Source organism: Streptomyces ruber, assembly GCF_014648075.1.
Lineage (GTDB): Bacteria > Actinomycetota > Actinomycetes > Streptomycetales > Streptomycetaceae > Streptomyces > Streptomyces ruber.
This window is the reverse complement of sequence record NZ_BMQK01000004.1, coordinates 188,820-203,843: the sequence shown is the minus strand read 5'-3', so window position 1 is coordinate 203,843 and position 15,024 is coordinate 188,820. Positions and strand designations below refer to the sequence as shown.

At 73.3% G+C, this 15,024-nt stretch carries 14 protein-coding genes; 7 read left to right on the top strand and 7 right to left on the bottom strand.

Annotated features, from left to right (window positions below; all coding sequences use genetic code 11):
• Window positions 1-132 precede the first annotated feature (132 nt).
• The 6 genes from IEZ04_RS12305 to IEZ04_RS12280 all read right to left on the bottom strand — a co-directional run bounded on the left by IEZ04_RS12305 (window position 133) and on the right by IEZ04_RS12280 (window position 6,555).
• Window positions 133-1,170 carry a glycoside hydrolase family 6 protein gene (locus IEZ04_RS12305; protein ID WP_189216831.1) on the bottom strand — a complete coding sequence of 346 codons (1,038 nt, stop codon included), beginning with the start codon at window positions 1,168-1,170 and terminating at the stop codon, window positions 133-135.
• Window positions 1,171-1,714: 544 nt separating this feature from the next.
• Complete coding sequence (locus tag IEZ04_RS12300; protein WP_189216830.1) at window positions 1,715-2,434, bottom strand: class F sortase; 720 nt, start codon at window positions 2,432-2,434, stop codon at window positions 1,715-1,717.
• An 18-nt stretch (window positions 2,435-2,452) separates the two neighbouring features.
• On the bottom strand, window positions 2,453-3,358 hold the full coding sequence (locus tag IEZ04_RS35785; RefSeq protein ID WP_189216829.1) for a hypothetical protein: 906 nt from the start codon (window positions 3,356-3,358) through the stop codon (window positions 2,453-2,455).
• 209 nt (window positions 3,359-3,567) lie between these two features.
• On the bottom strand, window positions 3,568-4,347 hold the full coding sequence (locus IEZ04_RS12290) for an HAD-IIA family hydrolase (RefSeq protein ID WP_189216828.1): 780 nt from the start codon (window positions 4,345-4,347) through the stop codon (window positions 3,568-3,570).
• A gap of 127 nt (window positions 4,348-4,474) precedes the next feature.
• Complete coding sequence (locus tag IEZ04_RS12285; RefSeq protein WP_189216827.1) at window positions 4,475-5,308, bottom strand: hypothetical protein; 834 nt, start codon at window positions 5,306-5,308, stop codon at window positions 4,475-4,477.
• Between the two features lie 137 nt (window positions 5,309-5,445).
• Window positions 5,446-6,555: an ROK family transcriptional regulator gene (locus IEZ04_RS12280; protein WP_229821028.1), complete on the bottom strand. Its 1,110-nt coding sequence runs from the start codon at window positions 6,553-6,555 to the stop codon at window positions 5,446-5,448.
• Window positions 6,556-6,704: 149 nt separating this feature from the next.
• Here IEZ04_RS12280 and IEZ04_RS12275 point away from each other — a divergent pair, with 149 nt between their 5' ends.
• Together IEZ04_RS12275 and IEZ04_RS12270 are read left to right on the top strand one after the other, a co-directional pair.
• Window positions 6,705-7,787, top strand: coding sequence for a Gfo/Idh/MocA family oxidoreductase (locus IEZ04_RS12275; protein WP_189216825.1), 1,083 nt, complete (start codon window positions 6,705-6,707; stop codon window positions 7,785-7,787).
• Window positions 7,788-7,825: 38 nt separating this feature from the next.
• On the top strand, window positions 7,826-8,317 hold the full coding sequence (locus IEZ04_RS12270) for a heme-degrading domain-containing protein (protein WP_189216824.1): 492 nt from the start codon (window positions 7,826-7,828) through the stop codon (window positions 8,315-8,317).
• Between the two features lie 38 nt (window positions 8,318-8,355).
• Here the strand turns inward: IEZ04_RS12270 and IEZ04_RS12265 are convergent, their stop codons facing one another.
• Entirely contained in the window at window positions 8,356-8,793 is a 438-nt protein-coding gene (locus tag IEZ04_RS12265; protein WP_229820998.1) for a nuclear transport factor 2 family protein, read from the bottom strand.
• Between the two features lie 194 nt (window positions 8,794-8,987).
• Between IEZ04_RS12265 and IEZ04_RS12260 the strand changes: the two genes are divergently transcribed.
• The 5 genes from IEZ04_RS12260 to IEZ04_RS12240 all read left to right on the top strand — a co-directional run bounded on the left by IEZ04_RS12260 (window position 8,988) and on the right by IEZ04_RS12240 (window position 14,959).
• Window positions 8,988-10,355 (top strand): TrpB-like pyridoxal phosphate-dependent enzyme, encoded by a 1,368-nt coding sequence (locus IEZ04_RS12260; RefSeq protein ID WP_189216823.1) that lies wholly within the window; start codon window positions 8,988-8,990, stop codon window positions 10,353-10,355.
• A 9-nt stretch (window positions 10,356-10,364) separates the two neighbouring features.
• On the top strand, window positions 10,365-12,188 hold the full coding sequence (locus IEZ04_RS12255; protein ID WP_189216822.1) for a gamma-glutamyltransferase family protein: 1,824 nt from the start codon (window positions 10,365-10,367) through the stop codon (window positions 12,186-12,188).
• A gap of 92 nt (window positions 12,189-12,280) precedes the next feature.
• A complete protein-coding gene (locus tag IEZ04_RS12250; RefSeq protein ID WP_229820997.1) occupies window positions 12,281-12,781 on the top strand; it encodes a VOC family protein in 501 nt (166 codons plus the stop codon).
• Window positions 12,778-13,767, top strand: a complete 990-nt coding sequence (locus IEZ04_RS12245; protein ID WP_189216821.1) for a 3-methyl-L-tyrosine peroxygenase-related protein — start codon at window positions 12,778-12,780, stop codon at window positions 13,765-13,767. Before IEZ04_RS12250 ends, IEZ04_RS12245 begins: the two co-directional genes overlap by 4 nt.
• Before the next feature lie 4 nt (window positions 13,768-13,771).
• Entirely contained in the window at window positions 13,772-14,959 is a 1,188-nt protein-coding gene (locus IEZ04_RS12240) for an NAD(P)/FAD-dependent oxidoreductase (RefSeq protein WP_189216820.1), read from the top strand.
• The last annotated feature ends 65 nt before the right edge of the window (window positions 14,960-15,024 follow it).

Here is a 15,024-nt window from a genome sequence, read left to right as displayed (position 1 = left end):
CGCCCTTGAGAAGCGAGTGGGCCCCCGCGCTGTGCGCGGGGGCCCACTCGCTTCTCAAGGGCGCGGGCAACTGCGCGCCGGCCACGGCGGACCCGCAGCGGCCAACGCACCGCAAGCACCCCTACGACATGCTCACCCCTCGGAGGCCCGCGCCAGCGAAAGCGCGTACTCGGGCCACCACTCCCCCGCCCGGGGCCCCCCCTTGCACTCCCCGTCCGACTCCCCCGGCCGCTTGATCCACAGATAGGCGTCCACCAGCGGATCGGCCGTCTCGGTCGTCGGCGCCTCGCCGAGCGCCCGCCCCGGCGGGTTGCACCAGCGCTCGCTCTCGTCGCCCTCGGTGTACGGCCCGTTGCCGTTGCGGCTGGTGTCGATGACGAAGGGCTTGTCGCCGACCTTCGCCGAGAGCTCCTTGCCGTAGGCGATGGAGTCCTCGGTGGTGTAGAAGTTCGACACGTTGACCGCGAAGCCGTCGGCCTGGTCGATGCCGGCCCACTTCAGCGGCTCGAAGATCTGGTCCGGCTGCCCCCAGCCCGCGTTGCCCGCGTCCAGGTACACCTTCGTGTTCTCCAGGGCGCCCAGCTTCGCGATCGCGCCCTTCAGCAGGTCGTACCGCTCCTCGTGGAACTCGTCCGGGGTGCAGCCGTCCACCAGGTGCAGCACCGCGTCGGGTTCCAGGACGACCGTGGCCGGCCGGTCACCGATGCCCTTGGCCACGCTGTCGACGAACGCCCGGTAGGCGTCGCCGTCCGCCGCGCCGCCGCCCGAGTACTGGCCGCAGTCGCGGTGCGGGATGTTGTAGAGGACCAGCACCGCGTCGCGGTCCGCCTGCTGTGCGGCCTCGGTGTACCCCTTGGCCTCCTGCTCGGGGTTCTCCGTGCCGATCCACTCGGCGGTGGGCTGCTCGGCGATCTTGCGGATCTGTTCCGCGTCCGCGTCCTTGCCCGCCTTCTCGTACTCGGCGACCGCGTTCGCCGCGTTGCCGTCCGGGTTGACCCAGAACGGGTCCACGTTCTTGGGCTGCTGGGTGATCCCCGCGGACGAGTCCTTGCCGTTCTTGTCGCCGCCGTCCCCGCCCGAGCAGCCGATGAGCAGCAGTGCCGCCCCCGCCACTGCCACGGACGCCCGCGCCGTCGCCGGGAGAGTCCTCGCCCCCCTGCTGCCGTACATCCAACTCCCCCTTGGGTGCACCGTCGTAAGTCCCAATCCTGACATACGGTCCGCCCGGCTCACGAGGGACTCCGCCCCTTGTCGGAGAGCTCTTGCCGGTGGCGCCCGCCCGGCCGGGAGGCGTGCGCGGGAGGGGCGCCGGGCGGCCGGAAACGATTGCCCCGGCCACGTACCGGTGCGATGCCCGGCGGTACGGCCCCGGACCCTCACGCCCAAGGCTGCGCGGCGGCACGAGGGCGGTCGGGAAAGGGCGTGAAACGTTCGTGGAACGTTCAATGTAACCGCTTTCAGCTGCACGTATCACCGACAGCCACGGACCGGGGACTTGGCGTCAAACAGCCTCTAGGCCGGAGCGCCCATCCGTTCTAGAGTTGCTTCGGACGGCCCCAGCCCCCGGCCGGACTCACCATCCGCGATGTCCGGATTGGCCCACAAGCCTCCCGCGCCGGCGCCGGGTTACTCCCGCGGCCCGAGCGCGCGCGGTCGAGGACCAGCCCGGTCGGCGGCTCCGGGGGGAGCGGGTCGCCGATCGGGCCAGGTGGGGCTAGTCCGTGTGGCCCGTCAGATACGCGGAGACGATCACGTTCGCCGTGTAGCCGCCGGACGCCCGGTCGAACGTGCCGCCACACGTGATCAGCCGCAGCTCGGCCCGCCCCGGCTCCTGCGCTCCGTACGCCTGCCCGGCGTCGAAGCGGTCCCGGTCGATCACCTGGACGTCGTCCACGGTGAACTCGGCGACCGTCCCGTCGTCGCGGGACACCCGGACCGTCTCGCCGATCCGCAGCGCGCTCAGCTTGTAGAAGACGGCGGGCCGGGTCTCGGTGTCGACGTGTCCCACGAACAGCGCGGCGCCGGCCGCCCCGGGTCGCACACCGGCCTCGTACCAGCCCACGGTTCCCGCCCGGCCGAACGGCGGCGCATCGACGGCCCCGTCGCCGTCCAGACCGCGTGCGACGACCGGTGCCCGTACGCCCATGGACGGGATGTCGAGTTGCTGCGGCCGGGCCCCGTCCAGGGGTTCGGCGGCGGGCGGGAGTTCGGCGTCCCCGGGCCGGCCCACCGCCGCCACGTCACCCGTGGTCGGCGCGGACACGCCCCGCCGTACGTCGGTCACCTCGCGCCCCCACAGCCAGAGCCCGAGCAGCAGCACGGCCCAGGCGATACCGGTGGTGAGACGGCCGGTGCCGGTGGGACCTCCGGGGCCGCCGGAGTCTCCCTCGTCGACGCCTCCCGGGTTCGTCGCTTCTCCTTCTCGGTCGGACATCGGGTCATCTCCCGTCGGTCACTCCGTGCCGCGGCCCCGGCGCGTGCTCCGCACCAGGACGACGATCGCGGCGACTCCCGCCAGGACGATGCCGATGACGGCGTGCCGGAGACCGGGGCCGTCGTCCCGGGCCTCGGCGGAGAGGTGCGCGGTACCGCCACCGCCCGCCCGTACGGGCGCTACGGGGGATGCGTGCGCGGGAGGCTCCGGCGGGGCCGCGTGCGTGGGAGGGGCGTCGGTGGCGGGCGGGTGCGCGGGGCGCCGGTTCTCGTCCTTGCCTGCCTCGTCCCTGCCTGCCTCGTCCCTGCCTGTCTCGCCGCTGCCCGGCTCGTGTCTGTCCGACTCGCGGCCGTCCGACTCGCCGCTGCCCGACTCGTGTCTGTCCGACTCGCGGCCGTCCGACTCGCCTCTGCCCGACTCGTGCCTGTCCGACTCGCGGCCGTCCGACTCGCGGCCGTCCGCCTGGCCCCGGCCCGCCTCATCCCCGTCCGCCTGGCCCCGGCCCGTCTCGTCACTGCCCGCCTGGTCCTTGCCGGCCGCGGCCGCGGCCGCGCCCGCCTTCCTGGCGACCTCGATCCGGCCCTCGACCTTGTCCTCCCGGCCGTCGCAGGTGACCCTCACCCCGTACGTGCCCGGCTTGAGGGAAGAGCGGACGCGGGTCTCGCCGACCAGCGGGCCGCTCCCGCGGGTCAGCAGCGCGTCCGCGACGAACGCCTCCGACGCGGCGGTCCCCGTTTCCTGCTCGCACCCTTCGACGCTCAGCCGGATGTCGCTGCCGGGCGCCGGCGGGGACGGCGCCACCGAGACCGCGGCGGTGTCGCCCGCGTACGCCACCGTCACCGGCAGGGTCAGCGGGTACGCCACCGGAGTCAGCACCCCGGCGACCACGGCACCCGTACGGAACGTGAGACGTAGTGAACCCATCGTGAAACCTCCAGACAACTGGAGGCTCCCCTTCCGGCCGCCGCGACGCATCCTGAGAGGGCCTGGTGCTGCTCCGTACGGGTCGAAGAATCACGGACGCGTTTGAACGCGAGGCCGTTCGTGGGCGGCCTCGGGCGACCCCGGGTGATCTCGGGCGACCCCGGGTGATCTCGGGTGATCTCGGGTGATCTCGGGTGGTCCGGACGGTCTCAGACCAGGTCGACGATGTCCGCGATGGAGCTCACGACGTGGGAGGGGCGGTACGGGAAGTGGTCGATCTGTTCCGGCCGGGTCAGGCCCGTGAGCACCAGGAAGGTCTGCATCCCGGCCTCCATGCCGGCCAGCACGTCGGTGTCCATGCGGTCGCCGATCATCGCGCTGGTCTCGGAGTGCGCGCCGAGGTTGTTCAGGCCGGTGCGCATCATCAGCGGGTTCGGCTTGCCGGCGAAGTACGGCTGACGGCCCGTCGCCTTGGTGATGAGCGCGGCGACCGCTCCGGTGGCGGGCAGCGGGCCCTCGGTGGACGGGCCGGTCTCGTCGGGGTTGGTCGCGATGAACCGCGCGCCGCCCTGGATCAGCCGTACCGCCTTCGTCATGGACTCGAAGGAGTACGTACGGGTCTCGCCGAGCACCACGTAGTCCGGGTCGTGGTCCGTCAGTACGTACCCGATGTCGTGCAGCGCGGTGGTCAGGCCGGCCTCGCCGATGACGTACGCCGTGCCGCCCGGCCGCTGGTCGTCGAGGAACTGGGCGGTGGCGAGGGCCGAGGTCCAGATGTTCTCGACGGGGACGTGCAGGCCCATGCGGGACAGCCGGGCGTGCAGGTCACGGGGCGTGTAGATGGAGTTGTTGGTGAGGACCAGGAAGGGCCTGCCGGACTCCCGCAGCTTCTTGAGGAAGGCGTCGGCACCCGGGATCGGCACGCCCTCGTGGATCAGCACGCCGTCCATGTCGGTGAGCCAGGACTCGATGGGCTTGCGCTCTGCCATGTGCGTTCTCCTGCCGTACGTCCGTGAGACGCGAGTGTGCTGGGGCGCCGGACGTCTGTGTGCCGACGGCTTCCACCCTAGTGACGGGTGTCCCGAAACAGGAGGGGGTGATCACGGCTGGTGCCGGTCAGTGGTGGTTCCTGTGGTACCTCCGCCGGGAGAGGGCGCTGAGCAGGGCGCCGACGGTCAGCAGGGCGAGCGGGAGCAGCGTGATCGCGTACGTCGCCACGGTCGGCCCCGTGTCGGCCAGTTCGTCGGCGAGCGGCCTGTCCTCCGTCGCCGCGTCGCCGTTCCCCTCCTCGCCGTCGACGATCCGGAACCGGTAGTCGTCGGACTCGCCCACCCACTCGCCGTCGTCGCCGCGCCGCTGGACGACGGCCGCGTTGGCCACGACGTCGTTCGGGGTGCGTGCCGCCGAGTTGACGGCGAGCCGGAGCCGGACGGTGAGGGTACGGCCCGGGGCCACGGTGAATCCGGGGAAGCCCTCGTGGTCGAGGACGCCGACGAGTTCGTCGGCGTCGGTACGGGTGAGGGCGACCGGGTGGGGGCGGGCCCCCTCGTAGAACTCGAGCTGCGGATGCTCCGTGCCGAGCACGCGTGCATCGTCGGTGAGGACGATGACCGGGTGGATGGCGCGGCAGGTGTGCGTGGTGGTGTTGGTGAGATCGAGGGACCAGGTACGGAAACCGCCGCCGGCCTCGTAACGGGTGGGGCCGCCGTGGATGCGGGTGCGCAGGGGGAAGTCACCGGCGTCGGGGGCGGCGCAGAGGGGGGCCGAGGCGGAGGCGGGGACAGCGGCGGGGACAGCGGCGGGAACGGGAGCGGGGGCGGAGACGGAAGCGAAGGCGGGGACGGACGCGAAGGCGGGGACGGACGCGACGCCGCACGCGAGGGCGGCTGCGGTGGTGAGGGTGGCAACGGTGAGGGCCGGGCGCGCCACGGGTCGCAAGGACAGTCGCATGCACTCATGCCTCCCATCCGGCCGCCGCCGTCGCCCCCGCCACGCGACCTGTGCCCCTTACGGGCGCGGAAGTGCCCTCCATCAGCCGAGCGGCCGAGCCCGCCGAGCGTGCCGGTCCCGGCCCTGCTGAGGCCCCCTCAGCCGTCACCCCGTCCGAAGAGCGGCGCCAGCAGCAGTTGGGCCGCCCCCTCCGCAACACCGCGCGCCCCACCGGGGGCGACCCGGACGGGTACGGCCCGGTCGGCGCCCTCGCGCCGGGCGCGCTCCTCGATGACGGCGCCGACCCCCCGTACGAACTCCTCCTCGTGGGCGGCGACGGTACGGCCCCCGAGCAGCAGCACGTCGATGTCCAGCAGCGCGACCAGGTTGGCGGCGGCCACGCCGAGCACCCGCGCCGCCCCGGCCACGTCGCCCCGGTCCACGGCCGCGAGGCACAGCGCCTCGACGCACCCGCGGTTCCCGCACTCGCAGGGCGGCCCGTCGAGCTGGACGACCTGGTGCCCGAACTCCCCCGCGCCGGTGCGCGCGCCCCGGTGCACGGTGCCCCCGAGCACGAGCCCGGCTCCCAGCCCCGTACCGAGGTGCAGGCAGGCGAAGGAGGCGGACGGGCCCGCTCCCCGGACCGCCACGTCCAGCGCCGCCGCGTTGGTGTCCTTGTCCACCACGACCGCCGTGCCCAGCCGCCGCGCCAGCACGTCCCGCAGCGGGAACCCGCTCCACTCGGGGAAGCCGGTGACCCGGTGCAGCACGCCCCGGGTGTGGTCCAGCGGTCCGGGCAGCGCGACGCCGACGCCCAGCAGCGCCAGGGGGGAGCCGCCCGGCAGCGCCAGGGGGGAGCCCGACAGCGCCTCCACCTCGCGCGCCGCGCCCTCCACCACCGTGTCCGCGCCGGCGCCCAGGTCCAGCGGGGCGCGCCGTTCGGCCACCACGGCGCCGGTCAGGTCGCAGAGGACGGCGGTGAGTTCGTCACGGTCCAGGTGCAGGCCGACCGCGTGCCCGGCCTCGGGCACGAGGCGCAGCACCGTACGCGGTTTGCCGCCCGTCGAGGCCCGGCGCCCCGCCTCCGCCACGAGGCCGTCCAGCCGCAGCCGGGCGGTGATCTTGCTGACGGCCTGCGGGGTCAGCCCGGTCCGCTCGGCGAGCTCCAGCCGGCTGATCCCGGACGGGCCCGCCGTACGCAGCAGGTCGAGCACCAGCGCGGTGTTGTGGCTGCGCAGGGCGCCGAGGTTCACCCCCGACGCGCCCAGCCCCGTCGCCCCGTTCGCGCTCCCGCTCCTGTGTGTCCTCGCGTGTGTCCTCGCGTGCGTGCTCCCGTGCGTGCTCCCGTGTGCGCTGCTCACCCTCCCATTGTCGGGGACGCTTGCACTTTGGCAACAGCGTTGCTTAAGTGGGACGCATGACTGGCACTGGCACTGCTCCCCTCCGTGTGGCCCTCGTCGGTTACGGCCTCGCGGGCTCCGTCTTCCACGCCCCGCTGATCGCGGCCACCGAGGGACTGGTCCTCGACACCGTGGTCACGGCCAACCCGGAGCGGCGCGCGCAGGCCCGCGCCGAGTTCCCGGACGTACGGTTCGCCGACGCGCCCGACGGCCTCTGGTCCCGCGCCGGCGAACTGGACCTGGTCGTCGTCGCCTCCCCGAACAGGACGCACGTGCCGATCGCGACGGCCGCCCTGGAGGCGGGCCTCGCGGTCGTGGTCGACAAGCCGGTCGCCGGGACGGCGGCCGAGGCACGCGAGCTGGCCGGCCTCGCCGAGAAGCGCGGCCTGCTCCTCTCGGTCTTCCAGAACCGCCGCTGGGACAACGACTTCCTGACGCTCCGCAAGCTCCTGGCCGAGGGTGGGCTGGGCGACGTCTGGCGCTTCGAGTCCCGTTTCGAGCGGTGGCGCCCGCAGCCCAAGGGCGGCTGGCGCGAGTCCGGCGACCCGGCGGAGATCGGAGGTCTGCTGTACGACCTCGGCAGCCATGTCGTGGACCAGGCCCTGGTCCTCTTCGGCCCGGCCACCCAGGTGTACGCCGAGTCGGTCGTCCGCCGCCCCGGCGCCGAGGCCGACGACGACACGTTCGTCGCGATCACGCACGAGAACGGCGTCCGCTCCCACCTGTACGTCTCCGCGACCGCGGCCCAGCTCGGCCCGCGCTTCCGCGTGCTCGGCTCGCGGGCCGGTTACGTCAAGTACGGCCTCGACCCGCAGGAGGGCGCCCTGCGCGAGGGCCTGCGCCCGGGCCGGGGTGAGGGTTGGGGCACGGAGTCCGAGGAGCTGTGGGGCCGCCTCGGCGCCGGGGAGTCCCCGCTGTCCGGCGGCGGCGACCCCGTACCGACCGAGCCCGGTGACTACCCGGCGTACTACGCGGCCGTGGCCGCCGCCCTGCGCGACGGCGCGCCCAACCCGGTGACCGCCCTGGAGGCCGCCGCCGCGCTCGACGTCCTGGAGGCGGCGAGGCGCTCGGCCCGCGACGGCGTGACGGTGAAGCTGTGACGAAGCCGGTGCCGAAGCCCGTGACGAAGGAGGCCGGCATGGAGACTCCCGAGAACACCCCGCAGATCGTTCCGAGCGTGGCGGAGCTGGAGGCCCAGGAACGCCGCCTGGTCCTTCCGCGCTTCACCCACGAGGACGCGTGGGCGCTCGGCTCACTGCTGGTGGAGCTGGCCCGGGAGCGGCAGGCCCCGGTCGCCGTCGACATCCACCGCGCCGGCCAGCAGCTCTTCCACGCGGCCCTGCCCGGCTCCACCCCGGACAACGACGCCTGGATCGCGCGCAAGCGCCGGGTCGTGGAGCGCTACGGCTCCGCGTCCTACCTGGTCGGCGCCCGCTTCCGGGCCAAGGGCACGACGTTCGAGGACTCCTCGCGCCTCGACCCGGACGTGTACGCGGCCCACGGCGGCTCGTTCCCGATCACCGTCGAGGGCGTGGGCGTCATCGGCGCGGTCACGGTCTCCGGCCTGCCGCAACTCCAGGACCACGCGCTGGTGGTGGAGGCGCTGGAGCGGTTCCTGGAGCGCCCGTAGAGAACGTTCGCGCGGAGCCCGCGGAGCCGCCCGCGGGCTCATCGCTTCGCCGTGGCCTGGTGGGCGAGGAGCTTCCAGGTGCCGTCGGCGCCCCGGGCCCACACCCCGAGCGCGCGGTTCTCCAGTTGCCTGCGTATCCCACCCGCGGTCATATTCACTCGCATGTGCCCGATCACCACGGCGGTGTCACCGACCACGGACACTTTGTCGACGAGGTGATCGATGCGCTGGTAGACGAAATAGCCGCTCTCGCATTTCGCGACGAACGATTCCAGCGTATCCACGGTCCCGCTCGAATGGATGTAGGCGAGATCGGGGTGGGCCAGTCCGGCGAAATCATCGAGGTCACGTTCCACTACGGCCCGGAAACGACGCTCCTCCAGTTCCCGCACGACATCCGCGTCGGCTCCGCGCACACCGTCCATGTCGGCTGACGTCATGTTCCCCCCCTCCGGTTCCGCCACCGCTTCCGCCACCGTCTTCTCCTCGGCCGGAGCAGCGCACGCCCGTAAGTCTGCACGTCGTACCGGTGGGTGTCCTGCGCCCTTCGGACTAGTCCGATGTGCGGAGCGCCGTCATCCCGAACAGGCACAACAGGTGAGGCAGCCGCCTTTCCCCGATCCCTAGGATCCGGCAGCAGGAATGTCCTGGCCATCGAAGGGAATCACCGGTGCCGAAGCGAGTCCTGCTTTCCGAGACCGATCTGCCCGACAGCTGGTACAACATCCTCCCCGATCTGCCCGCTCCCCTTCCCGGACCGCTCAACCCGGTGACGCTGGCCCCGCTGCAGCCCGCGGATCTCGCCGACCTCCTCCCCCAGAAAGTCATCGAGCACGAATTCACGCAGGACCGCTGGGTGGAGATCCCGGAGCGGATACGGGACGTCTACAAGATATGGCGGCCCTCCCCGCTGGTCCGGGCGGAGCGGCTGGAGCGTGCGCTCGACACCCCGGCACACATCTACTTCAAGTTCGAGGGCGTCTCCCCCTCCGGCTCCCACAAGCCGAACACGGCCGTCGTACAGGCGTACTACGCCGCCGAGGAGGGCGTCCGCCGGCTGACGACGGAGACGGGCGCCGGCCAGTGGGGCTCCGCGCTGTCCTTCGCCGGGGCGCTGTTCGGGCTCGAGGTGAACGTCTACATGGTGCGCGCGTCGTTCGAGCAGAAGCCCTACCGCAAGTCGCTGATGCGGAGTTGGGGCGCCCAGGTCTACTCGTCGCCCACCCGGCGCACCGAGGCCGGGCGCAAGATCCTGGCCGAGAACCCGGACTCGCCCGGCAGCATCGGCATCGCCATCAGCGAGGCTGTGGCCGACGCGCTGAGCCGGGAGGACACCAAGTTCGCGCTGGGCTCCATCATGAACAACGTGCTGCTGCACCAGACCGTGATCGGTCTGGAGGCGAAGAAGCAGATGGAGATCATGGGCGAGTACCCCGACGTGGTGATCGGCTGCGTCGGCGGCGGTTCCAACTACGCCGGGCTCGCCTACCCGTTCCTGGCGGACCGGCTGAGCGGGGAACGCCCCCGGACCCGGTTCGTCGCCGCCGAGCCCGAGGCCTGTCCCACCCTCACCCGGGGCAAGCTGGCCTACGACTACCCGGACACCACCGGTCTGACCCCGCCGCTGTACATGCACACGCTGGGTCACGACTTCATCCCCGGTTCCATCCACGCCGGCGGGCTGCGCTACCACGGCGACGCGCCCAGCCTGTGCCTGCTCAAGGAGCACGGTCTGGTGGAGGCACGGGCCTTCCCGCAGACCGAGGTCTTCGACGCGGCGGTGCGCTTCGCGCGCACCGAGGGCTTCGTCATGGCGCCCGAGTCGTCGCACGGGCTGAAGGCGGCGCTCGTCGAAGCGCTGGCCGCCCGTGAGGCCGGGGAGGAGCGGGTCGTGCTGTTCAACATCTCCGGGCACGGCAACTTCGACCTGGCCGCCTACGACTCCTTCCTGGCGGGGACGCTGGAGAACCCGACGGTCACGGACGAGCAGATCGCAGCGAGTCTGAGCGACCTCCCCTCTCCCGCCGCCTCGGCCTGAGGGGTGGTGGTGACCACGCGTCCCGAACTGCGGGGCACCTTCGGCGCGGTGTCCTCGACGCACTGGCTGGCCTCGGCGGCCGGCATGGCGGCCCTGGAGGCCGGCGGCAACGCCTTCGACGCCGCGGCGGCGGCCGGCTTCGTGCTCCAGGTGGTCGAACCCCACCTCAACGGGCCCGGCGGTGACGTCCCGATCCTCGTCTTCGACGCCGCCTCGGACCGCACCCAGGTCATCTGCGGGCAGGGGCCGATGCCGCAGGCGGCGACGCCGGCGGCCTTCCGGGCCCTGGGCCTGTCCCGGATCCCGGGCTCCGGCCTGCTTCCGGCCACCGTGCCGGGGGCGTTCGGGGCCTGGCTGAGGCTGTTGGAGGAGCATGGCACGATGCGCCTGGCGCAGGTGCTCCAGTACGCCGTCGGCTGCGCGGCGGACGGTTATCCGGTCCTGCCCAAGGCCGCCGAGGCCATCGGTGTCCTCGCGGACCTGTTCCGCGAGGAGTGGACGGAGTCCGGCCGCACCTACCTGGTGGACGGCGCGCCACCCCGTCCCCGCTCCCGGTTGCGCAACCCGGCGCTGGCCGAGACCTACCGGCGGATCCTGAAGGAGGCCGAGGCCGCCGGATCCGGTCGTGAGCAGCAGATACGCGCCGCACACCGGGCGTTCTACAGCGGTTTCGTCGCCGAGGCGATCGACGCGCACCTGCGCGGCACCGACGTACTGGACGCCACCGGGCGCCGGCACCGGGGTCTGCTCACCGGTGACGACATGGCCCGCTGGCAGCCGCGCACGGAGGACACGGTGAGCCGTGTCTACCGGGGCCTGGAGGTGCACAAGCCGGGCCCGTGGTCGCAGGGCCCGGTCTTCCTCCAGCAGCTGGCCCTGCTGGAGGGGTTCGACCTGGCCGCGATGGGGCTGGACAGCGCCGACCACCTGCACACCGTGATCGAGTGCGCCAAGCTGGCCTACGCGGACCGGGAGGCCTGGTACGGCGACCCGGACTTCACCGACGTACCCCTCACGGCGTTGCTGTCCGAGGACTACACCGACGAGCGCCGTCGGCTGGTCGGCGACCGGGCCTCCGGCACCCTGCGCCCCGGCGCCCCGGCGGGCCGGCCGCCCCGGATACCGGCACTGGACCGGGCGGAGCCGCCCGCCGGACCGTACTGGCAGGGCCAGCTGTACGACGGACTGCCCACGGTGACCGCTCCCGCCGTTCCGGTCCCTTCCGTCGTGGCGGCGACCGAGGCGCGCGGGGACACCTGCTGTCTGACGGTCACCGACCGGCACGGCAACATGGTGGCCGCCACGCCCAGCGGCGGCTGGCTGAAGAGTTCCCCCGTGATCCCGGGGCTCGGCTTCCCGCTGGGCACCCGGGGTCAGATGGCCTGGCTGGAGGAGGGGCACCCCAACTCCCTGGCCCCGGGGAAGCGGCCCCGTACGACGCTGAGTCCCACCCTCGTGCTGCAGGAGGGCCGGGCCCGGTTGGCGTTCGGCACCCCGGGCGGGGACCAGCAGGACCAGTGGACGCTGGGGTTCTTCCTGGCCCACGTCGACTTCGGGCTGGACCTGCAACGCGCCGTCGAGACCCTGGCCTTCCACTCCGAGCACGTGCCGTCCTCGTTCACGCCCCGCACTCACCGGCCGCTCGCCGTACGGATCGAGAGCCGCCGCTCCGACGCGGTCGCGGCCGACCTCGCCCGTCGCGGGCACGCACCCGTGACCGTCCCGGACTGGTCGCTGGGCAAGGTGTGCGCCGTGGGTGTCGAGCCGCGCGACGGCCTGCTCCTCGCCGCCGCGTCACCGCGCGGTGAGCAGGCGTACGCGGTCGTCCGCTGAACCGGGCGGGCGGGGCCGCGTCGCTCGCCTGCCGGGCCACCGGGGACGAACCCTCCCGCGCTCCCACGAACCATCGGAAAGGATGCCGAACCGTGCCCCTCCCCGTGCACGACACCTCACCGCCCGGTCGCGCCCCACGGGCCGGACTGCACCACCTGGCGGTCGAGACCGCCGACCTCGACAACTGTGTCGCGTGGTACACCGACTTCTTCGGCGGCAGCGCCGCCTGGACCCTCGACACCTTCTCCGACCTGACCCGCGAGCGGCTGCCCGGCATCACGCGGCTGACGGAGGTGGTGGCCGCCGGCACGCGGTTCCACGTGTTCAGCCGTTCGGCCGCGTACGCCCGCCCGCGCCCGGACACGCCCCAGTTCCAGCACGTCTGCCTGACCGCCTCGACGGCGGAGGAGTTACGGCGGTGGCGGGACCGCTGGCACGAGCTGTTCGACTCCGGACGGTACGTCTTCGCCCGCCCCGAGCCCCCGACGGACATCGTCGTGGACTCCGACGGGGTGAGCAGCTTCTACGCCTACGACGTCAACGGCCTGGAGTACGAGTTCACCCACATACCGGCGGAGGCCGAGGGCCGGTGAGCGCGCTGGAAGGCAACTCGACCACCGCGTTGCTGGAGGCCGACGTCGCCGAGTTCGGCGGCCGCGACTACGGGCTCGAACCCCTGGTGCTGCCGCCCGACCCGGTGCACAGCAGCGGCGACGGCCATCTGGCCCGACGGTACGCGGACCTTCTCGGCGCCGGTCCGGAGCAGGCCGCCGGAGCCTCCGGTGCCCCGAGAGCCCTGGGCGCCGCCGACTCCATGGAACAGCTGTTCTGGTTCAGATGGATAACCGGACACCAGCTCACCTTCATGCTGTGGCAGGAACTGGGACGGCGGGCCGCCGAGGCCGCCGCCCCGGCGCCACCGGACGACATGGCCGCCGCGGCACGGCTGGTGCGCGGCTACTCGGCCATGCTGCTGTACACGGCATCCTGCTCCCGGGACGTCTACCACCGGGTCATCCGGCCGAGCATGGCGCTGCACCACCCGGCGTTCAGCGGTGCGTGGGCCCGTGACTACGGGCCCGTGCGGACGCTGCTCCGGGGCCGGCTCCCCACCGCGTGGGCCGGCCGCGCCGACGCCGTGCGCGAGGAGTGCGCGCTCAACACGGCCGTGCACGAGGGCATCGCCGCCAAGCTGGTGCCCGACGCTCCCTCGCTGCTCCAGTCGGCCGCCGGCGGCACCCGTCCGCTGCCGCGCGACGTCCGGGCGGTCCTGTTCGACACGTACTTCCTCACCCTCCGCGCGCCCTGTTCGCCTACGGAGATCGCCGCCCAGCTGCTGCGCCGGGTACGGGTGGTGCGCGACGACCTGGTGGTCAACGGCCTGTACCCGGCCGCCACCACGAGCCGGGCGGAGAAACCGGACGCGCTGCGGACGGAGCGGGTGGAGGACATCGAGCGCACCCTCCCCGAACTGCTCGGCAGCATCGCCCGCGACTCCGTACGGCGGACCGCCCCCGATCCCGGTGCCCACGCCCTCTCCCCCGCCCACGCGAACGATCATCCGTTGGAAGGAAGCTGATCCCATGGCGCATGACGTGATCGTGGTCGGCGGCGGCATAGCGGGGTGTGCCGCCGCCGAACGACTGGCCGGGCAGGGTCTGAGCGTGCTGCTCCTGGAGCGCGGTCCGCTGGCCGGCGGTGCGACGGGCCGCAACCAGGGCGGTCTGCTGCCCAGCCCGCTGCCCGCCTGCGGCGGGCTGTTCGCCGAGGCGGTCGCCTACTACGCACGGGCCGAACGGGAGAGCGAGGTGTCCTTCCGCTTCCGTCCGCACGGCTACCTGCTGGTCGCCGCGGACGAGGAGGGCATGGACCGGGCCCGCGGCCACGGGCGGGCGCTGACCGAGGCCGGGTTCCCGACCCACGAGGTCGGTCCCCGTGAGCTGCGGGAGCTGGAGCCCGGTCTGGCACCCGACCTGGCGGGTGCGGTGGTGGTCGAGGGCGCGCACGCCCTGCACCCCGTGCTGGCGGCCACGGCTCTGGCCGCGCGGGCCGCCCGCGCGGGTGCCGAGATCCGCACGCACACACCGGTCCGGGGTCTGACGGCGGACGGCGGCCGGGTCACCGGCGTGGTCACGGACGACGGTCCGCTGGCGGCGGGCGCGGTGGTGCTCGCGGCGGGGCCGTGGTCGCGGAGCCTGGCCCAGCAGGCTGGGAGCGATGTGCCGGTCTTCGGGGCCCGTGGCTGGCTGGTGCGCACCGTACCGGTCACGGGCGCGGTGTTCCGCCACACGCTCATGCAGTCCACCTGGCACGGCCCCGTCGGGCTGAAGCGCAACGGCCCGCCCCTGCTGGCCGACGTCGCCGCGCCCGCGGCCACGGCCACCCAGGTGGTCTTCTCACTGCAGCCGTTGCCCGGCGGGGAGGTCGTGCTGGGTTCCAGCAGCGGCCCGGCACTGCAGCTCGACGACGTGCGGGACGGCGAGGAGGCGGTCGCGCTGATCGCGGCGGCCGCGGCCCGGCACGCCCCGGTGCTGGCCAAGACTCCGGTGCGTGCCGCCTGGTCGGGCGTCCGCCCGATGTCCCCCGACGGACTGCCCGTCGTCGGCCCGGCGGCCGGGGCGCCCGGGCTGTGGCTGCTCACCGGCTTCGGCATCGACGGCATGCCCCTGGCACCCGGCGCCGCCCGGCTGCTGACGGAGCACCTGGTGTCCGGCACCCGCCCGGTGGCCGCCGAACCGTTCGCACCGGAACGATTCCACGAGGACGGCTGACCACGAGGACGGCTGAGCCGGACGGAGGAGACGGCTGAGCCGGACAGTAGTGAGGCGGTGCGGAC

Excerpts from the sequence above, each read along its gene's own strand:
- IEZ04_RS12305 (WP_189216831.1), bottom strand. The coding sequence starts at position 1,170 with ATGTACGGCAGCAGGGGGGCGAGGACTCTCCCGGCGACGGCGCGGGCG.
- IEZ04_RS12300 (WP_189216830.1), bottom strand. The coding sequence starts at position 2,434 with ATGTCCGACCGAGAAGGAGAAGCGACGAACCCGGGAGGCGTCGACGAG.
- IEZ04_RS35785 (WP_189216829.1), bottom strand. The coding sequence starts at position 3,358 with ATGGGTTCACTACGTCTCACGTTCCGTACGGGTGCCGTGGTCGCCGGG.
- IEZ04_RS12290 (WP_189216828.1), bottom strand. The coding sequence starts at position 4,347 with ATGGCAGAGCGCAAGCCCATCGAGTCCTGGCTCACCGACATGGACGGC.
- IEZ04_RS12285 (WP_189216827.1), bottom strand. The coding sequence starts at position 5,308 with ATGCGACTGTCCTTGCGACCCGTGGCGCGCCCGGCCCTCACCGTTGCC.
- IEZ04_RS12275 (WP_189216825.1), top strand. The coding sequence starts at position 6,705 with ATGACTGGCACTGGCACTGCTCCCCTCCGTGTGGCCCTCGTCGGTTAC.
- IEZ04_RS12270 (WP_189216824.1), top strand. The coding sequence starts at position 7,826 with ATGGAGACTCCCGAGAACACCCCGCAGATCGTTCCGAGCGTGGCGGAG.
- IEZ04_RS12240 (WP_189216820.1), top strand. The coding sequence starts at position 13,772 with ATGGCGCATGACGTGATCGTGGTCGGCGGCGGCATAGCGGGGTGTGCC.